The organism is Oceanisphaera psychrotolerans (assembly GCF_001870485.1).
GTDB classification, from domain to species: domain Bacteria; phylum Pseudomonadota; class Gammaproteobacteria; order Enterobacterales; family Aeromonadaceae; genus Oceanimonas; species Oceanimonas psychrotolerans.
In genome coordinates, this window is sequence record NZ_MDKE01000020.1 from 1 (window position 1) to 16,046 (window position 16,046).

15 protein-coding genes and 1 pseudogene are annotated in these 16,046 nt (G+C 58.4%); 8 read left to right on the forward strand and 8 right to left on the reverse strand.

What is annotated here, in order from left to right:
* Positions 1-356: FAD-dependent oxidoreductase (locus BFR47_RS08220; RefSeq protein WP_139215134.1), on the forward strand; the 356-nt coding region annotated here is incomplete at its 5' end.
* 21 nt (positions 357-377) lie between these two features.
* Here the strand turns inward: BFR47_RS08220 and BFR47_RS08225 are convergent.
* Entirely contained in the window at positions 378-1,031 is a 654-nt protein-coding gene (locus BFR47_RS08225) for a GntR family transcriptional regulator (RefSeq protein WP_071472613.1), read from the reverse strand.
* Between the two features lie 312 nt (positions 1,032-1,343).
* On the opposite strand from BFR47_RS08225, the gene mtnN reads away from it, so the two are divergent.
* The 5 genes and pseudogenes from mtnN (at position 1,344) to BFR47_RS08250 (ending at position 7,121) form a co-directional block, all read left to right on the forward strand.
* Positions 1,344-2,042 carry a 5'-methylthioadenosine/S-adenosylhomocysteine nucleosidase gene (mtnN, locus tag BFR47_RS08230; RefSeq protein ID WP_071472614.1) on the forward strand — a complete coding sequence of 233 codons (699 nt, stop codon included), beginning with the start codon at positions 1,344-1,346 and terminating at the stop codon, positions 2,040-2,042.
* Positions 2,043-2,047: 5 nt separating this feature from the next.
* Entirely contained in the window at positions 2,048-2,992 is a 945-nt protein-coding gene (locus BFR47_RS08235) for a cobalamin biosynthesis protein (RefSeq protein WP_071472615.1), read from the forward strand.
* Complete coding sequence (locus BFR47_RS08240) at positions 2,985-3,815, forward strand: cobalamin-binding protein (protein ID WP_071472616.1); 831 nt, start codon at positions 2,985-2,987, stop codon at positions 3,813-3,815. Before BFR47_RS08235 ends, BFR47_RS08240 begins: the two co-directional genes overlap by 8 nt.
* 64 nt (positions 3,816-3,879) lie before the next feature.
* A pseudogene (locus tag BFR47_RS08245) lies at positions 3,880-4,508 on the forward strand (trimeric intracellular cation channel family protein).
* A gap of 948 nt (positions 4,509-5,456) precedes the next feature.
* The gene (locus BFR47_RS08250; RefSeq protein WP_071472617.1) at positions 5,457-7,121 is read left to right on the forward strand and encodes a cytochrome-c peroxidase; all 1,665 of its coding nucleotides are present in this window, start codon (positions 5,457-5,459) and stop codon (positions 7,119-7,121) included.
* Between the two features lie 98 nt (positions 7,122-7,219).
* On the opposite strand, the gene tyrS is transcribed toward BFR47_RS08250, so the two are convergent.
* Positions 7,220-8,416: a tyrosine--tRNA ligase gene (gene tyrS, locus BFR47_RS08255; RefSeq protein ID WP_071472618.1), complete on the reverse strand. Its 1,197-nt coding sequence runs from the start codon at positions 8,414-8,416 to the stop codon at positions 7,220-7,222.
* A 168-nt stretch (positions 8,417-8,584) separates the two neighbouring features.
* Between tyrS and BFR47_RS08260 the strand changes: the two genes are divergently transcribed.
* On the forward strand, positions 8,585-9,874 hold the full coding sequence (locus BFR47_RS08260) for a peptidoglycan DD-metalloendopeptidase family protein (protein ID WP_071472619.1): 1,290 nt from the start codon (positions 8,585-8,587) through the stop codon (positions 9,872-9,874).
* Positions 9,875-9,887: 13 nt separating this feature from the next.
* Here the strand turns inward: BFR47_RS08260 and BFR47_RS08265 are convergent, their stop codons facing one another.
* From BFR47_RS08265 to BFR47_RS08280, 4 genes are read right to left on the reverse strand one after another with little or no spacing between them, the layout of a single operon-like run.
* Positions 9,888-10,313 (reverse strand): HIT domain-containing protein, encoded by a 426-nt coding sequence (locus BFR47_RS08265; protein ID WP_071472620.1) that lies wholly within the window; start codon positions 10,311-10,313, stop codon positions 9,888-9,890.
* A complete protein-coding gene (locus BFR47_RS08270) occupies positions 10,310-10,633 on the reverse strand; it encodes a glutaredoxin family protein (RefSeq protein ID WP_083399066.1) in 324 nt (107 codons plus the stop codon). Before BFR47_RS08270 ends, BFR47_RS08265 begins: the two co-directional genes overlap by 4 nt.
* 17 nt (positions 10,634-10,650) lie before the next feature.
* Positions 10,651-10,995: an iron-sulfur cluster insertion protein ErpA gene (gene erpA, locus BFR47_RS08275; RefSeq protein WP_071472621.1), complete on the reverse strand. Its 345-nt coding sequence runs from the start codon at positions 10,993-10,995 to the stop codon at positions 10,651-10,653.
* Between the two features lie 55 nt (positions 10,996-11,050).
* Positions 11,051-11,689, reverse strand: coding sequence for a DUF6776 family protein (locus tag BFR47_RS08280; protein ID WP_071472622.1), 639 nt, complete (start codon positions 11,687-11,689; stop codon positions 11,051-11,053).
* 179 nt (positions 11,690-11,868) lie between these two features.
* On the opposite strand from BFR47_RS08280, the gene hemL reads away from it, so the two are divergent.
* Positions 11,869-13,155, forward strand: a complete 1,287-nt coding sequence (gene hemL / locus BFR47_RS08285; protein WP_071472623.1) for a glutamate-1-semialdehyde 2,1-aminomutase — start codon at positions 11,869-11,871, stop codon at positions 13,153-13,155.
* A 6-nt stretch (positions 13,156-13,161) separates the two neighbouring features.
* Here the strand turns inward: hemL and BFR47_RS08290 are convergent, their stop codons facing one another.
* On the reverse strand, positions 13,162-13,587 hold the full coding sequence (locus BFR47_RS08290) for a VOC family protein (protein ID WP_071472650.1): 426 nt from the start codon (positions 13,585-13,587) through the stop codon (positions 13,162-13,164).
* Between the two features lie 130 nt (positions 13,588-13,717).
* On the reverse strand, positions 13,718-16,045 hold the full coding sequence (mrcB, locus tag BFR47_RS08295; RefSeq protein ID WP_071472624.1) for a penicillin-binding protein 1B: 2,328 nt from the start codon (positions 16,043-16,045) through the stop codon (positions 13,718-13,720).
* Position 16,046 lies beyond the last annotated feature (1 nt).

A 16,046-nucleotide genomic window follows, 5' to 3' on the forward strand; every position in this document is an offset into this window, starting at 1 on the left:
TCGACCATTCGAAAATTGTGCCCTACCTGCATCGCGCAGGAGAAGAGCTTTTCGGACATCTTGGCAGGCTGGAATGGTCCCATCAATGGAGCGGTTACTTTGCGGTGACGACTGACCACTTGCCTCATGTACACGAGCCGGAAAAAAACCTCCATATTGCTGTCGGTTGCAACGGTCGTGGCATTGCCGTATCCACCGCCCTGGGTAAACAATTGGCCAGTCGCGTGCTGGGGGCAACAGCGTCAGAGCTGGCCGTACCCGTGACATCAATACGGCCGGTTCCTTTCCATCTGTTTCGTGGTCTCGGTGTAAAGGCTGCCACCTGGTTCAAGCGACTCCAAGACAAGCTGGACTGAACCACAGCATCAGGGAGCCGGTTATTTCAGATGATGGCGGAAGTAACCTTGAACTTCACGACGTGTCTGCTCGATATGCTTGCGTAACAAGGAAACGGCCAGGCCGGTGTCTCCTTTTTCGCAAGCATCGAGGATCTGCACATGCTCATCATGGGATCGAGCATGCTCTGCCACCATCGAGATTTTCATGCGCAGGGTACGCCCCATATGATCCTGGGTCGCACGGATCATGGCAACCAGTCGCGGTCTGTCGGCCGGGGCATAGAGACACGCATGAAAACGCATATTGAGATCGCTCCATTCCTGCTGGGACATAGCCCGGTCATAGGCATCGAGTAACTTGCGAGCCTGTCTAATATCACTGGAAGCCATATTCGGCACCGCCAGCTCCAATGCGCGACACTCAAGCGCAATACGTATATCCAGCATTTCGATGTAGTCGTCTATCGTCAGGCTCACCACCGTCGCCCCGGCATTGGGCGTGATAACAACCAGACCTTCAGATTCCAGCCGACGCAGCGCTTCCCGCACCGGGATTTTGCTGATCCCCATACCCTGAGCAATATCATCCTGGCGAATAGGGGCCCCTTCGTGAAGCTCACCATCAAGGATCTGCCTCTTGATTTCCAGATAGGCTTTTTGGTTAGCGGTCATGGTTTTCTTGGCTGCGGGCATACAGATCCTGTTTTATATGTCTTTATTTTTAAATAGATACAAGGAACCCCTTAAGCCCGACAGTATACCATACAGGCGAAGCCGGAAGCGTGGTCGCGTGTATATTCACTTTCCGGAAAAGCTGAAAGATCATGACCTGCGGCTCCGCACCGGATGGGTCCCGGATTATATTCCAGAACCGACAGCAGCCCCTCCGTGCCGGGCTGCCACCGCAAGGTTGAAACTGAGGATATTTTCAAACCGATCCCCGATCGGCCTTTTGGGTTGATGATGATAAACTCCCCCATTATTTTCGTTACGAGAGAACCCCTTATGACTATCGGTATTATTGGCGCCATGGAGCAGGAAGTTGCCGAGCTGCGCGATCGGCTGGAAAACGCTCAGACCATCACGGTGGCGGGCTGCGAATTCTACCAGGGTACCCTGGCGGGCAAGAGCGTGGTCATTACCCGCTCCGGTATCGGCAAGGTCGCCGCCAGTGTCGCCACCACCCTGCTGCTGGAACGCTTTTCCCCCAAGACTGTCATCAACACCGGCTCCGCCGGCGGCTTCGATCCGGCGCTGCATGTGGGTGATGTGGTGGTGTCCAGTGAAGTCCGCTTTCACGACGTGGATGTGACCGCCTTCGGTTACGAAATGGGTCAGATGGCGCAGCAACCGGCGGCCTTCATCGCCGATACCGGGCTGATTGCCCTGGCACAAGACTGCCTGGCCGAACAGGATGATATCAACTCGGCCACCGGGCTTATCTGTACCGGCGATCAGTTCATGCACCGGGAAGACCAGTTGCAGAAAGCCGTTACCCAGTTCCCGACCATGAAGGCCTGCGAAATGGAAGCCGGGGCCATCGCCCAGGTCTGCCATCAGTTCCAGGTGCCGTTCGTGGTGGTGCGCGCCCTGTCCGACATTGCCGGCAAGGAACAGGCCGAATCATTCGAAGCCTTTCTGGAAGTGGCGGCCCGTCATTCCTCCGCCATGGTGCTGTCCATGGTCGAGCGCATGCCCGGCTGAATACGATGTCAGGCCTCTCGCTGCTCGAGCAGCCCCTTACCCAGCTCAGCATCGCCATACTGCTGAGCCTGCTGCTGCCAGCTTCCCGGGTGCAGCAGGTATTGACCCAGGGCCTGCAGCAACTGGGCAGCCGCCTCAACGGCGAACATTACACGGCCCGCTACCTGCATCTGGCCGGCGGGGCGCTGCTGCTCTGCCTGCTGCTGCCACTGGGGGCCACCTACTGGTCACTGTCGGTGCTGTCACCCTGGCCGGCCTTGCTGGAACCCTTGCTGCTGTGGTGCTGTCTTGATCTGGGTCGGCTCAGCCGGGCCCTGCCTCAGAGTCTGCAGCAAAGCCACGAACAACAACCGCTGGTCCGGTTGACGCTGGCTCCCCTGTGCCTGCGCCAGACCGACCCGCTGTCATCGCTGGGGCTGCACAAGACGCTGGCGGAAGTGGCGATACTGCGGCTGGCCGCCGATGCCGCCCTGTTGTGCTGGTATCTGTTCGGTGGCATCTATGTCGCCTTGCTGTTCACCCTGCTGCGCTACGCGGTGCAAGCCTGGCCGCTCAAGCTCGCGCACTGGCGCGCCTTCGGTTTGCTGCCGTCGGTGCTCTATCGCGCCATGGCCTGGTTGCCGTTCCAGCTGCTGGCCCTGACGCTGCTTATCTACCCTGGTTCCATCCGTGCCATCAAGGCCTGGCCCCAGGGCCGGCTGTGGGCCTATCCGGCCAGCGGTCGTCTGCTGGCGGTAGCGGCGGCCGGCGTGGATGCCGGCCTCGGCGGCCCCCGGCGCTATACCGACGCCACCGATTACTACCCCAAGCTCGGCAGCAAAAATTACCTGAATGCCGCCTCGACCCGGGCGCTGTTGTATCGCCTGGTCATCGCCCTGCTGTTCTGGCTGTCTCTGGCCTGGACCCTGGTGCTGGTGCCCCTGTTCAAAGGCCAGGTGTTACATGGCTAAACCGGCACCACTACTGCTGCTGGCACTGATGCTCGGGGCCATTTTCGGCCCCGGTCAGCCCCGTGCCGACGAGGCCAGACGCATCATCAGCCTGGCCCCCCATATCACCGAGATGCTGTTTGCCATCGGTGCCGGGGATCAGGTCATTGCGACAGATGACGCCAGTGACTACCCGGAGACGGCCAGTGCATTGCCCCGGGTCGCCAACTACCGGTCGCTCAACATGGAACAGATATTGGCATTGCAGCCGGACCTGATCGTGGCCTGGGGAACCGCCCAACAGCAGTTGGTACAACCCCTGGAGCAGCTGGGTGTGACCGTGTTTTATTCCGCGCCCGGGACCTTTGCCAGCCTGGCCGACGAGCTGACTCAATTGGGTGAGTTGACCGGCCACCGGCAAGAGGCAGCCGCCGTGGTCGCCGACTATCGGCGACAGCTGGCCGAGCTTGAACAAAGCTACCAGGACGCCAGCCCCGTCACCGTGTTCTATCAGATTGCCAGCGTCCCGCTAATGTCGGCGAATGGCAGCACCTGGATGGGCCAGGCGGTGACCCTGTGTGGCGGCATCAACATCATGGCCGACAGCCTGGCACCTTATCCGCCGCTGAACGCCGAGCAGGTACTGGCGCAAGACCCGCAGGTGATACTGGCAGACAGGCAATCCGAGCTGCAGCATTGGCGACAATGGCCCGCCTTGCAGGCGGTCGCGCAAGGTCATCTGCTGACTATCGACGCCAACCGCCTGCACCGTTTTACTCCCCGCTCTCCCGGCGGTATTCGCCAGCTATGCCGGCAACTGGATAAAGTCAGAGCCGCAGAGTAGCCGCAATTGTGTTCCCCTGAGGGCCTCTATACAATGGCGCCCTTTTTACATGAGGCGAAAAACAATGCAGCCCCTGGTTGAGTCGGTATTCTACTGGAGTGATCTGTTCGGCACGGCTGTGTTCGCCTTTTCCGGCGTATTGGTGGCGGGCCGGCTGCGCATGGACGGCTTTGGTGTCATCGTGCTGGCAGCGGTCACCGCCATCGGTGGCGGCACCATTCGTGACCTGATTATCGGTGCCGAGCAGGTGTTCTGGACCGCCGACAGCGTCTATCTGTGGGTGATACTGGTCACCGCACTGCTCGGGCAATATATTGCTCGGCTGCCCCGGCGGCTGCCTGGTATATTCTGCCGCTGGCCGATGCCTTCGGCCTGGCCATTTTCACCATTATCGGCACCGAAAAAGCACTAAACCATGGTACTTCCGGCATGGTGGCGGTGGTAATGGGGGTGATCACCGGCGTGGCCGGCGGCATGATCCGCGATGTGCTGGCACGAGAGATCCCCATGGTGTTGCAGCGGGAGATCTACGCCACCGCCTGTATTACCGGCGGCATTCTCTACACCGGTTCACTGGCGCTGGGCATCGCCCCTCTGCTGGCGACCCTGTTCGGCATGCTGGGCACCTTCATTCTGCGGGTCGCCGCCATTCGCTGGCATCTGTCACTACCTGCCTTTTCACTGAACCGCTGAAGCGCCGGCACAGACGGCATTCATCGGCCAAAGGGCCCGCTCCGCCGATCAGCTCAAGCACCTATATGGACACCTCGCTTTCTGCGACAGAGAACGTCTCCCACAACAATGGCATGCCAGAGCCGAAAAATGCTCATACCACTTCGACATTCCCGCCATCCCTGGCTGGCGGTCAGACGGCATGTCCGAGCTGACATGGCGCGAGCTTGTCTCGTCGTGACGAACGGTTTCATTTTCCAGTTGCATCTCGGGAGGGTCGGCTATGTAGCCTCTGGCGCTCCGCCCGAATATCTGCTCTGACACTGAATCTGGTGGGTATCCAGTAACAGAAAACAGGTGCAGAAGGACGTCTGTATGGACATAAAGTGTCTCTGTATGATGAAAACACATAAGAAATGGATGTGTAACCTATATGAAACACAAATTTGATGGTGAGGGTGTAACTTTATGATATCTAATTTTATTTCTTTGTTTGTTGTTGTATCTTTTTTATTACACCGTCATTTAAAAATGTCTCTCCTTTATCTTTAAACTCCTGCTTTTAATTGTTTTAAATTCATATCAATATCTTTACACAATATCCCCCCATATGACTCCACCAAATATTGTGCTGATGTTTTCTTGAAAACCGCTTGTTTTGAATCAACACTTAACTGACGACTGGACCGATTAGGTGATAGATAAGAGTGATTTAAACCCCGCCATTGATTCAATGAAAAATTATCACTCAGGGGGGGGGTGAAGAAGAAATAGTGAATCAACCGGCACGGGTAACTCCGCTTGTGTTTGTTGAATATACTTTTAATTCTTCAACTCAATAAAATAAAACTTTTCTAGTGACATAACTGTCATTCATATAACCGTAAATGCTAACCCTCATTAAATCTCATTACAGCCGCAAAAAGGATATTGTAAATATTATTTTTAAGGATTTAAGGAGCAGCAACGATGGCCACAACAACATTTCGAGCATCCGCGATGGCGGGAGCAGCGACGCTCGCCGTGCTTGCGAGTGGCTTGAGTCTGATAGCCAGTCAGGCCGAAGCCAAGAAAGTCGTTGTTTTAGATGACAGCGAGCGAGTTGAAGCCCTGACCGAGTTGGGTAAGAGGATATTCTTTGACCCCATATCCAAGCCCAAGGGCGAGCAATCCTGTTCCAGTTGCCACGATCCCGCGACCGGGTGGACCGGACCCTCATCGGAAATCAACAAGCTTGAGGTAGCTCAGCCGGGCGCAGCCTTCCACAAGAATCCGGAGGCCAGGGGAGGCTTGAGGCCGCCAACCAATGCCTATTCAACCCTTATCCCCCCGTTTCATGAAGTTGTTAATCGGTTCACCGGGGACACCGTCGCTGTTGGCGGGGCCTTCTGGGATGGCCGTGCCGAGGGTGGCGAGCCCATGTATCCGGGAGGTGCCACCGATCATGTCTACCTGGCCGATGTGATAATGGGGGTAAATAAAGATGTCTCTCCCCTGACCCTATTTGAGCAGGCGGTGAAAGATTCCCTGGGGCCGGTGGCCGATCAGGCGCTGAACCCCTTTCCCAACCCGGTCGAGCAGAATATCCGCGAAAAGGCGGTCTGCCATCATGTCGAGAAGGCAGGTTATGCCAATTTGTTTACGGACGCCTGGGGTGAGCGTATCAAGTGTAACGATGATATCTACCGCACCAACTTCAAGCGTATCGCGGTGGCGCTGGCGGCCTATCAGGGGTCTTCCGAGGTAAACTCATTCAGTTCCAAACGCGATAATGCACTGCGGGCAGAGCTGGCTTGTATGCCTTTAGCTGAGATAAAGGAGTTACCCTGGGCTGATGGTTTGGAGGAGGTAGAAGTTAAAAATATCTTGTCTAGATTCGGACTTGTACCCGATAAGTTAAACGGATCCTGTGATCAGTCTGATATCGTTGAGAAGCAAGGACCGTTAGGCCAGTTCCCGCTGACGAGGCTGAGTGATCAGGAAAACTGGGGCCACGACTTGTTCTATTCATTCAGAGTACCGGCAGGGGCTTTTGACACCTGTAATAAGACAGTAATCACAGCAGATAATCGTAAATCGGGTGCACGATGCGTTGCCTGTCATACTAATAATCGAGGGGATGATGGTAGCGAGCCATTACAGACCTATGCAGACCATTCCTATCACAATATCGGCACGCCGGTGAATTATGAGATTCCCGGAGTTGTTGAAGCGGCCCTTGGTCTGGCTGGGCATACCGGAGAGGAGAAGGATGTCGGGCTGGTTAAAACACCGACCCTGCGCAATGTAGCCAAGATCCCTGACGGCGAGTCGGATTTTGTAAAGGCCTACCCCAGCAACGGCTGGTTCAAGAGTCTGGAGAGCCTGGTGCATTTCTATAATACGTCAGATGTTGGCAGTAGTGGTGTTCCACGCTGTGTAGATGAGGTTGTAACCGAAGCGCAAGCGATGGGTGATGATGGTCTTCCTGCCTGCTGGCCTGCTCCCGGTAATACCAATGCGGTATCTATTGGTGGGCTGACGGGTGACCTGGGACTCAGCATCTGTGACGAGGAGGCGATCGTCGCCTACCTGAAAACCTTCAGCGATCAGCTAATTGTTGAGCATCCGGCACCAAATAAGAAATCCAAGTAGTGAGAGGCTGTGAAACTACACCGTAACCGAGAAATATCCTACGTTACCAAACAAAAAAGGCCTCTAGCGAGGCCTTTCCACATGGTCGATAACCGTCTTCAGGCTACGGTGACCTTGGCGAACTTGCGCTTGCCAACCTGGTAGACCGCCGCGCCGGTCTGGATCACCAGCTTGCCGTCTTCCAGCTTGTCGCCGTCTACCTTGACCGCACCCTGCTTGATCATGCGCAGCGCTTCCGAGGTCGATCCCACCAGACCGGCGTCTTTCAGCAGGTTGGCGATGGCGATACCCTCGGCACCGGCGTTCAGGGTCACTTCCGGCAGGTCGTCGGGAATGGCGTTTTTCTGAAAACGCTGTACGAAGTCCTGATGGGCCTGCTCCGCCGCCGCCTCGTCGTGATAACGGCTGATGATTTCCTTGGCCAACAGTATCTTGATATCCCGCGGGTTGGCGCCCTCAAGTACTTCTTGTCTGAGCCCGGCCAGCTCGTCCAGGCTGCGACGGGACAACAGCTCGAAGTAACGCCACATCAGCTCGTCGGACAGGGACATGATCTTGCCGAACATCTCGCCCGGGGCCTCGTCCACCCCGATATAGTTCGCGGCCGACTTGGACATCTTCTTGACCCCGTCCAGACCTTCCAGCAGCGGCATGGTCAGTACCACCTGCGGTGACTGGCCGGCGTCTTTCTGCAGCTCGCGGCCCATCAGCAGGTTGAATTTCTGGTCGGTGCCGCCCAGCTCGACGTCGGCCTTGAGGGCCACTGAATCGTAACCCTGCAACAGTGGATACATGAATTCATGGATGGCAATGGACTGGCCGGAACCATAACGCTTCTTGAAGTCGTCCCGTTCCAGCATGCGGGCAACCGTCAGCTTGGATGCCAGCTTGATCATGCCGGTCGCGCCCAGCTCACCGAGCCAGCTGGAGTTATAGACGATCTGGGTTTTTTCCGCGTCCAGTACCTTGAACGCCTGTTCGGCGTAGGTCTTGGCGTTATCGGCGACCTGCTCCGGCGTCAGCGGGGGACGGGTGCTGTTCTTGCCGCTGGGATCGCCCACCTGAGCGGTAAAATCACCGATCAGCAGCAAAACTTCGTGGCCCAGATCCTGAAACTGACGCAGCTTGTTGAGGATGACCGTGTGACCCAGGTGAATATCGGGCGCGGTGGGATCCATCCCCAGCTTCACTCGCAGGGGACGACCTTCCTTCAATTTAGCAACCAGCTCTTCTTCAACCAGTATCTCTTCGGCACCACGCTTGATTTCCGCTAATGCCGCTTCCAGCTGGGACATGACGACTCTACTCCTGTGCTGTGCACCTAAATGGCTGTTCCGAATACTGCCTGCTACTCGGAACAGCGATTTCGACGACCCAAACAAAATAAGGGAAGCATATTACTGGAATGGCGGATAAATTGGAAAGGCTGTAAAATTCGGAACTGATTCAGGGAAGAGTATCGCATGCCCGTTATTAACAGCCTCAAGTCATTGCCCCGCGGGCATAAAATCGCCCTCGCCCTCTTAAGCACCGCCATGGTGATGCTGATCATGATGCCAACCGAGCCGGCGGTGGCCAGCCGTGTTCAGCCTGATGCCCCTCCGGTACAGGACGAACGCCAGCCACTGAGACTAAAAGTGGAAGACCGGCCAGTGGTCGACGATCACCTTCCCGCACGGGAACTGGTGGTCAAGGTCAGTCGGGGTGACACCCTGTCATCGATTTTTTCCCGTCAGGGCCTGTCCTCGACGCTGTTGCACGATATCAGCCAGCTCGGCGGCCATGCAAAGTCGCTGCGGAAAATCCATCCTGGCGAGCACCTGACGTTTTCCTTCGACCGAAAAGGACGCTTTGTCGGCCTGAGCTACCCGCTGGACGCCGCTCGCACCCTGGACATCCGCCAGAACAGCAAGGGACTGCACAGCCGTATCATCAGCGTCCAGCTCGAGCATCGTACCCAGTACGCTCAGGCCTCGGTCAACTCCAACTTCTGGGGGGCCGGGGTCAGTGCCGGCCTGAGCCCGGGCCAGATCATGAGCCTGGCCGGCATGTTCGCCTGGGATCTGGACTTTGGCCTAGACATCCGTGCCGGCGATCGCTTCGCCGTGCTGTATGAGCAGCGCTACAAAGACGGCATTCTGGTCGACACCGGGCACATCCTGGCCGCCGAATTCATCAACCAGGGCAAAGTCTACCGGGCGGTACGCCACGATGATGGCAATTACTATTCACCCGAAGGCAGGGCCATGCGCAAAAGCTTTCTGCGTGCGCCGGTCAACTTCTCCCACATCAGCTCCAACTTCAACCCGCGCCGTTTGCATCCGGTTACCGGCCAGATCAAGGCGCACCGGGGCATCGATTACGCGGCACGCACCGGCACTCCGGTGGTCGCCGCCGGCAGCGGTGTGGTGGTGGAGTCTGGCTACAGCCAGTTTAATGGAAACTATGTAGTGATCCGTCACGACCGTACCTACCTCACCAAATATCTGCATCTGCATCAACGCATGGTGAAGAAAGGGGAGAAGGTCAAACAAGAGCAGCAGATCGGCACCGTCGGCGCCACCGGCCGGGTCACGGGGCCCCATCTGCATTACGAGTTTCTGGTCAACGGGGTGCACAAGGATCCCAAGAGCGTGGATTTGCCTCAGGCCGCCTTTCTGTCTCGGGGCGAGCTGGCCAGGTTTCGCCCCAAGGCAGACAAGCTGCTGGCGCAGCTGAACAAGGTCAGTGAGGTGATGCTGGCCAATAACTGAAACCCGCCAGGACTCAGCGGGCGCTGAAATCCTTAATAGCGGCGAGTCGCTGCCGCCATACCCGGGCAATCGACTCGAGGTCTTCGTAAGCTTGTGCCGGATGTTTGCCCCAGATGGGGCCTGGCCAGGCGGCGTCGCCGGTAAAACGGGCCACATGATGCAGGTGCAGCTGCGGCACCATGTTACCGAGGGCAGCCACGTTGATTTTATCTGCCGCCAGCTCGGCCTCCATCAGCCGAGCCACGGCGCAGGACTCCCGCATCAGCTGCTGCTGTTCTTCTTCGCTCAGCCAGTGGATTTCGCGGATATCATTCCGCTTCGGCACCAGTATCAGCCAGGGATAATGGCTGTCTTTGGCCAGCAAGACCAGGCTCAGCGGCAAATCACCCAGTATGACGGTATCCGCCGCCAGCTGAGGGTGCAACCGGAAGTCACTCACTTGTCCGCCCCGGCATGACGACGCAGGTAGGCGATGATGTCCGCAGACTCATACAGCCAGAAATACTGGCCCGGCTCCGGTTCGATACGCAGGCAGGGCACCATGCGCTGACCGCCACCGGCCATCAGCGCCTGCAAATGCTCCGGTTCGTTGGTATCGCATTCCCGGATATCGAGATCCAGCTCGCGGATCACCGCCTTGACCCGCTCGCAATAGGGGCACCAGGCTCGCTGATACAGCGCCAGCTTGTCGACGGAATCCACCTTTGGCGCCGGCGCGCGTTCTTCTTCGGCTCCATTGAGCCAGTCAAACAGGGACATAGGCGTCTTGTTATCCGTTAAACACTGAAGGATGAACCACAGCCACAGGTGCTGGTGGCATTGGGATTGGTGACCAGAAAACGGGAGCCTTCCAGGCCGTCGATATAATCGACGGTGCCGCCAATCAGGTATTGCAGGCTCATGGCATCCACCACCATGACCACGCCGTTCTTCTCAATCACGGTGTCGCCATCGTTGGTTTTTTCGTCGAAGGTAAAGCCGTACTGAAAGCCAGAGCAACCACCACCGGTGATATAGACTCTGAGCTTCAGCTCGGGGTTTTCCTCTTCGCTGATCAGGGCCTGAATTTTATTGGCTGCCGCATCGCTCATCTGGATCGGCAAGGGGATTGCATCGCTCATCACTACCTCTTGGATTAGTTATCGACCAAAATTATCTAATACCCGAGTAAACAGTTCAAGTATTGTCCGAGCCGGGCCAGTTGAGACTCAAGGTCCGGGCTGGCTTGCGGTCAAGCTCCAGCCTGAGTTCCAGCGTCTGCGCCCGGCTGCCCACGGGTAACTCCAACTGGCCGGTCAACACCTGAAAGTGACGAAAATCCAGGGTCACCGGTGCCACTCCCAGGGTTTCATCATTAAGCAGCACCGACTGTCCATTTTGCAGGGCACGGATTTGTACCCGGGCCCGGCCGGTGACCCTGGTCCCTTTATTGGTGGGTTGCAGCAACACCAGACGATAGGCAAAGTGCCCCGGCTCGGCCAGCGTGGTGATATCTTCCTGGGCCAGCAACAATTCGTTCCCGCCATCCGGTGCCAGCACCTGCCGATACAGCGCCAGCTGCTGCGCCTGCTCCGCCAGTTGCCGCGACTGCTGCTCCAGTTGGGCCAACTGGCTGCTTTCGGCGCTCAACAGCGTCTGCAGGTCGACCCGCAACGCCAGCATTTCCTGCCGACTGCGATCCGCCTGCAGCCGGTGCTGCTCCAGCAGGCGGGCCTGCTCCTGATTACGCAGCCCCAGATAACCGGTCATGGCCAGCAGCAACAGGCTGGCGACCAAGCATACCATCATTAAACGACGGCCCAGCGGCTGGCGCATAATACACTCCTGAACATAATAGTGACGGCGGGTGGGCCGGCGATTGCGGCGAATTGTGCCAAAGCCATGAGTCCGGCGCCAGCAGCAAAGCCTGCCATTCAAGCTCAGCCCGCTTTTTGTTATAGTCTGGCCACCTTGGCCGCAAACGCCACCGCTGACCCTATTCAAAGGATACTGACATGTCCAAGTCTGACGACTTATTTGCCCAGGCCCGCCGTTTCATTCCCGGCGGCGTGAACTCTCCGGTACGCGCCTTCAATGGTGTAGGCGGCACGCCACGCTTTATCGAGCGGGCCGACGGTGCCTATATCTTCGATGTGGACGGCCAGTCCTATGTGGATTACATCGGCTCCTGGGGCCCGATGATCCTGGGCCACAATGCGCCCGTGGTACGTGAAGCGGTACTGGAAGCGGTAGAACGCGGCCTGAGTTACGGCGCCCCCACCGGGGTGGAAGTGACCATGGCGGAAAAGGTCAACCAGCTGGTGCCCTCCATGGAGCAGGTACGCATGGTCAATTCCGGCACCGAAGCCACCATGAGCGCCATCCGTCTGGCCCGGGGCTTTACCGGCCGCGACAAGATCCTCAAGTTCGAAGGTTGCTACCACGGCCACGCCGACTGCCTGCTGGTCAAGGCCGGCTCCGGCGCCCTCACCCTGGGCCAGCCCAACTCGCCGGGCGTGCCGGCCGACTTTGCCAAACATACCCTGACTGCCACCTTCAACGATCTGGAGTCGGTCAAAACGGCCTTTGAGGCGGCACCCGCCGACATCGCCTGTATCATCGTCGAACCCATCGCCGGCAACATGAACTGCATTCCCCCGGCTCCCGGTTTTCTCGAAGGCCTGCGCGCCATCTGTGATCAATACGGCGCCCTGCTGATTTTCGACGAAGTGATGTGCGGCTTTCGTGCCTCACTGGGTGGCGCCCAGCAGCGTTTCGGCGTCAAGCCGGATCTGACGACGCTCGGCAAGATCATCGGTGGCGGTATGCCGGTCGGCGCCTTCGGCGGCCGCCGTGAGGTGATGGAATATCTGGCCCCGACCGGCCCGGTTTATCAGGCCGGCACCCTGTCTGGCAACCCGGTAGCCATGGCCGCCGGTCTGGCCACCCTCAACGCCATCAGCGCGCCGGGTGTCTACGAGCAGCTGGAACAAACCACCAAGCGTCTGGTGGACGGTCTGCAGGCCGCCGCCGACCGGCACGGCATCCCCTTCACCACCACCCAGGTCGGCGCCATGTTCGGTTTCTTCTTCACCGAAGAAAAGAACATCAGCAGCTATGACCAGGTGACGCGCTGTGACCTAGAGGCCTTCAAGCGCTTCTTCCACCTGATGCTGGAAGAGGGCGTTTACCTGGCACCCAGCGCTTTCGAGGCCGGCTTCATGTCCCTGGCCCACGGCGAGCAGGAAATCACCCATACCCTGGCGGCCGCCGACAAGGCCTTCGCCATCATGAAAGGCTGACACGGCCTACTCCGGCCGCTGGATCTCCACCAGCGGCCCTTCCAGCAACTCCACGCTGTTGCCATCCGGATCCATGATAAAGACGTAACGCAAACAGGTCTGCCCCGTGACCGGAGACGGCTTGTCGGCCAGTAACCCGGCACCGTGCAAGGCACTCAAGGCCCGATCCAGATCCTCTACCTGCAAGGCAAAATGACGCAGTCCCAGCCGGTAACCACTGGCCCAGGGGGGGAGCGCAGACAACTCCGTTTCGTCTTCGGGACGAAAGCAGTAAAGCTCCAGCAAGGCCTGGCCCAGTCGTAGATGGCAAATCTGCAGCTGTCCCGCATCGTCCTGCCAGCGATAGACCGACTCGAACCCCAGCCCCTTGTAGAAGCCTTCAGAAACAGACAAGTCACGCACACTCATGGTGACATGATGAAAAGAAAACATGGGCAGCACCTCCATCTCCATACTATTGAGCATATACGGAGACGGCGGCTTTCACCTTGCTATGACCGAAGTAACGGAATTCGTGAGGAGTAAAAAGCGTGAGGCGGCGGCCTCACGCTTTACGAACCTATCAGCGCGCGAAGTTGAAGATATCCCGCAGCCAGTCGCCGACCTGCTCTCCGGAAGGAGGCTGTATCGGTGTGATTTGCCGACAACTCCGGATCCCCGGCAAATCGGCGGCCCTGGCAGGCAACAGCCGGGTCTGTTCGCAACGCGGATCGGCGGGCTGGCCATCGCTGAGTGCGAAGTTGACCTGATCGATACCGGCGGGGGCCGCCAACTCCAGCGAGTCGACACCTCGCCCATCCAGATAACGGCTGTATACCCGCAGGGCGCCGCTGGCGCCGGTCAGGCCGGTCACGCCGTTGTCGTCACGCCCCACCCAGACACTGACCAGCTCTTCGTTATCCAGGCCCGCATACCAGGTATCCCGCAGGTCGTTGGTGGTACCGGTCTTGCCCGCCATCACCCGGTTGGGGAACCGCGCCGCCAGATGGGCGGCGGTCCCTCCCCCCACCACCTTGGTCATGCCATAAAGCGCCAGATAACCGGCTTCCGGCTCCAGTACCCGTACCGCCTTGGCACTGTGCTGATACAGTAATTCACCCTGATCATCCTGAATGGCGCGAATCGACGTCAGCGGCTGATAGAGCCCCTGATTGGCCAGGGTCAGGTACATCTGGTTGACCTCGAACGGGGTCAACTCCAGGGTACCAAGCATCAGCGACGGATAGGCGGGGATAGGCTGCTGCACCCCCAGCCGTTTGAGACCATCGATCACCTTGTCCAGGCCGATGGCCATACCCAGATTGACCGTCGGTACGTTCAGCGACTTGGCCAGGGCATCGACCAGCATCACCTGGCCCCGGAACTGGCGATCGTAGTTGTTGGGCCGCCATACCTGTCCCGAATCGCTGCGCAGGCTGATGGGCTCATCCTTGATCGCGCTGCCCAGGGTGTAGCCGTTGGCCAGCGCTTCTGCATACACCGGCGGCTTGATCAGCGAACCGATGGGCCGTCGTGCCGCCAGCGCCCGGTTAAAACCGGCAAAGCTGGGATCGGCACCGCCAACCACGGCGCTGACTTCTCCCTTACGCCAGTTGCTCACCACCATGGCCGCTTCCAGATCACTGCGTTTGGTGTTGCTGCGCAACTGCTGCAACTGCTCCACCACCGCCTGCTCGGCGCTGTGCTGGGCGATGGGATCCAAGCTGCTGAAAATCTTGAGGCCGTTCTGACGCAAAAAGTCGGCGCCGAACCGGTCCTTCAGCTCCTGCCGCAGCAATCCCATGAAGCCCGGCGTCCGGCCATAGCCCATGCGACCCCGCTCAATCAGCTGCAACGGGGTACTGCTGGCACGCTCGTAGGTCTGTCGGTCGATATGGCCTTCGTTGGCCAGCAGCCGCAACACCAGATCCCGCCGTTCCTGTGCCCGCTCGGCATTACGCCAGGGATCGTAATAGGAAGGTCCCTTCACCAGCGCGACCATCAGCGCGATCTGGTCCGGGTTCAGCTCGTTCAGCGGCAGACCGAAATAGAAATAACTCGCCAGACCAAAGCCATAGACCCCCTGAGCCCCGTTCTGTCCGAGGTACACCTCGTTGATGTAGGCTTCGAGGATCTCTTCCTTCTCGTAACGGAAGTCGATGATCAGGGCCATGTAGGCTTCCTGGATCTTGCGCCACAGGCTGCGATCCTGGGTCAGGAAGAAGTTCTTCGCCAGCTGCTGGGTCAGGGTGCTGCCCCCCTGCACCGTACGCCCGGCCTTGATGTTGACCACCAGAGCGCGCAGTATCGCCAATGGCGACACGCCGTCATGCTGATAGAAATCCCGATCTTCGACCGTCAGCAAGGCGGTGACCAGCAACGGGGGCACCTGATCCAGCCGCACCAGCAACCGATCTTCCCGTTTCTCGACGTTGAGCCGGTCGAGCAATACCGGATCCATGCGCGCATAACCCAGCTCGCGACCGTTACCCGGGTTCTGCATCCGTTGCAGCCGCTGACCGTCGAAGGTCAGCAGAATGGAACGGGCCGCCTCGGCGCCATCGGAGAAATTAAAGGCCCGACGATGAATTTCGATGCGGTTGTTCGCTACCGCGTATTCACCGGGCCGGCCGGGGCTGGCTACCTTCCGGTAGTTGAGCATCTGCAATTCCCGCAGCATCTGCGCATGAGACAGCTTCTGCCCCGGAAACAACTCCAGAGGGCGGCTATAGACCAGTGCCGGCAGCGCCCACTTCTGGCCCTCGAAGCGCTCCTTTACCTGGCCGTCCAGATAGATGCCGAAGATGCCCATCAGCACGGCGAACACCAGCGCCAGCTTGAACAGCAGGCCCCACCATGAACGCCGCTGCTTCACCGGCTTTTTTCTCGATTTTCGGGTCTTTTTTACCATA

Coding starts and splice junctions, on each gene's coding strand:
- BFR47_RS08225 (WP_071472613.1), bottom strand. CDS start 1,031: ATGCCCGCAGCCAAGAAAACCATGACCGCTAACCAAAAAGCCTATCTG.
- mtnN (WP_071472614.1), top strand. CDS start 1,344: ATGACTATCGGTATTATTGGCGCCATGGAGCAGGAAGTTGCCGAGCTG.
- BFR47_RS08235 (WP_071472615.1), top strand. CDS start 2,048: ATGTCAGGCCTCTCGCTGCTCGAGCAGCCCCTTACCCAGCTCAGCATC.
- BFR47_RS08240 (WP_071472616.1), top strand. CDS start 2,985: ATGGCTAAACCGGCACCACTACTGCTGCTGGCACTGATGCTCGGGGCC.
- BFR47_RS08250 (WP_071472617.1), top strand. CDS start 5,457: ATGGCCACAACAACATTTCGAGCATCCGCGATGGCGGGAGCAGCGACG.
- tyrS (WP_071472618.1), bottom strand. CDS start 8,416: ATGTCCCAGCTGGAAGCGGCATTAGCGGAAATCAAGCGTGGTGCCGAA.
- BFR47_RS08260 (WP_071472619.1), top strand. CDS start 8,585: ATGCCCGTTATTAACAGCCTCAAGTCATTGCCCCGCGGGCATAAAATC.
- BFR47_RS08270 (WP_083399066.1), bottom strand. CDS start 10,633: ATGTCCCTGTTTGACTGGCTCAATGGAGCCGAAGAAGAACGCGCGCCG.
- erpA (WP_071472621.1), bottom strand. CDS start 10,995: ATGAGCGATGCAATCCCCTTGCCGATCCAGATGAGCGATGCGGCAGCC.
- BFR47_RS08280 (WP_071472622.1), bottom strand. CDS start 11,689: ATGCGCCAGCCGCTGGGCCGTCGTTTAATGATGGTATGCTTGGTCGCC.
- hemL (WP_071472623.1), top strand. CDS start 11,869: ATGTCCAAGTCTGACGACTTATTTGCCCAGGCCCGCCGTTTCATTCCC.
- BFR47_RS08290 (WP_071472650.1), bottom strand. CDS start 13,587: ATGTTTTCTTTTCATCATGTCACCATGAGTGTGCGTGACTTGTCTGTT.
- mrcB (WP_071472624.1), bottom strand. CDS start 16,045: ATGGTAAAAAAGACCCGAAAATCGAGAAAAAAGCCGGTGAAGCAGCGG.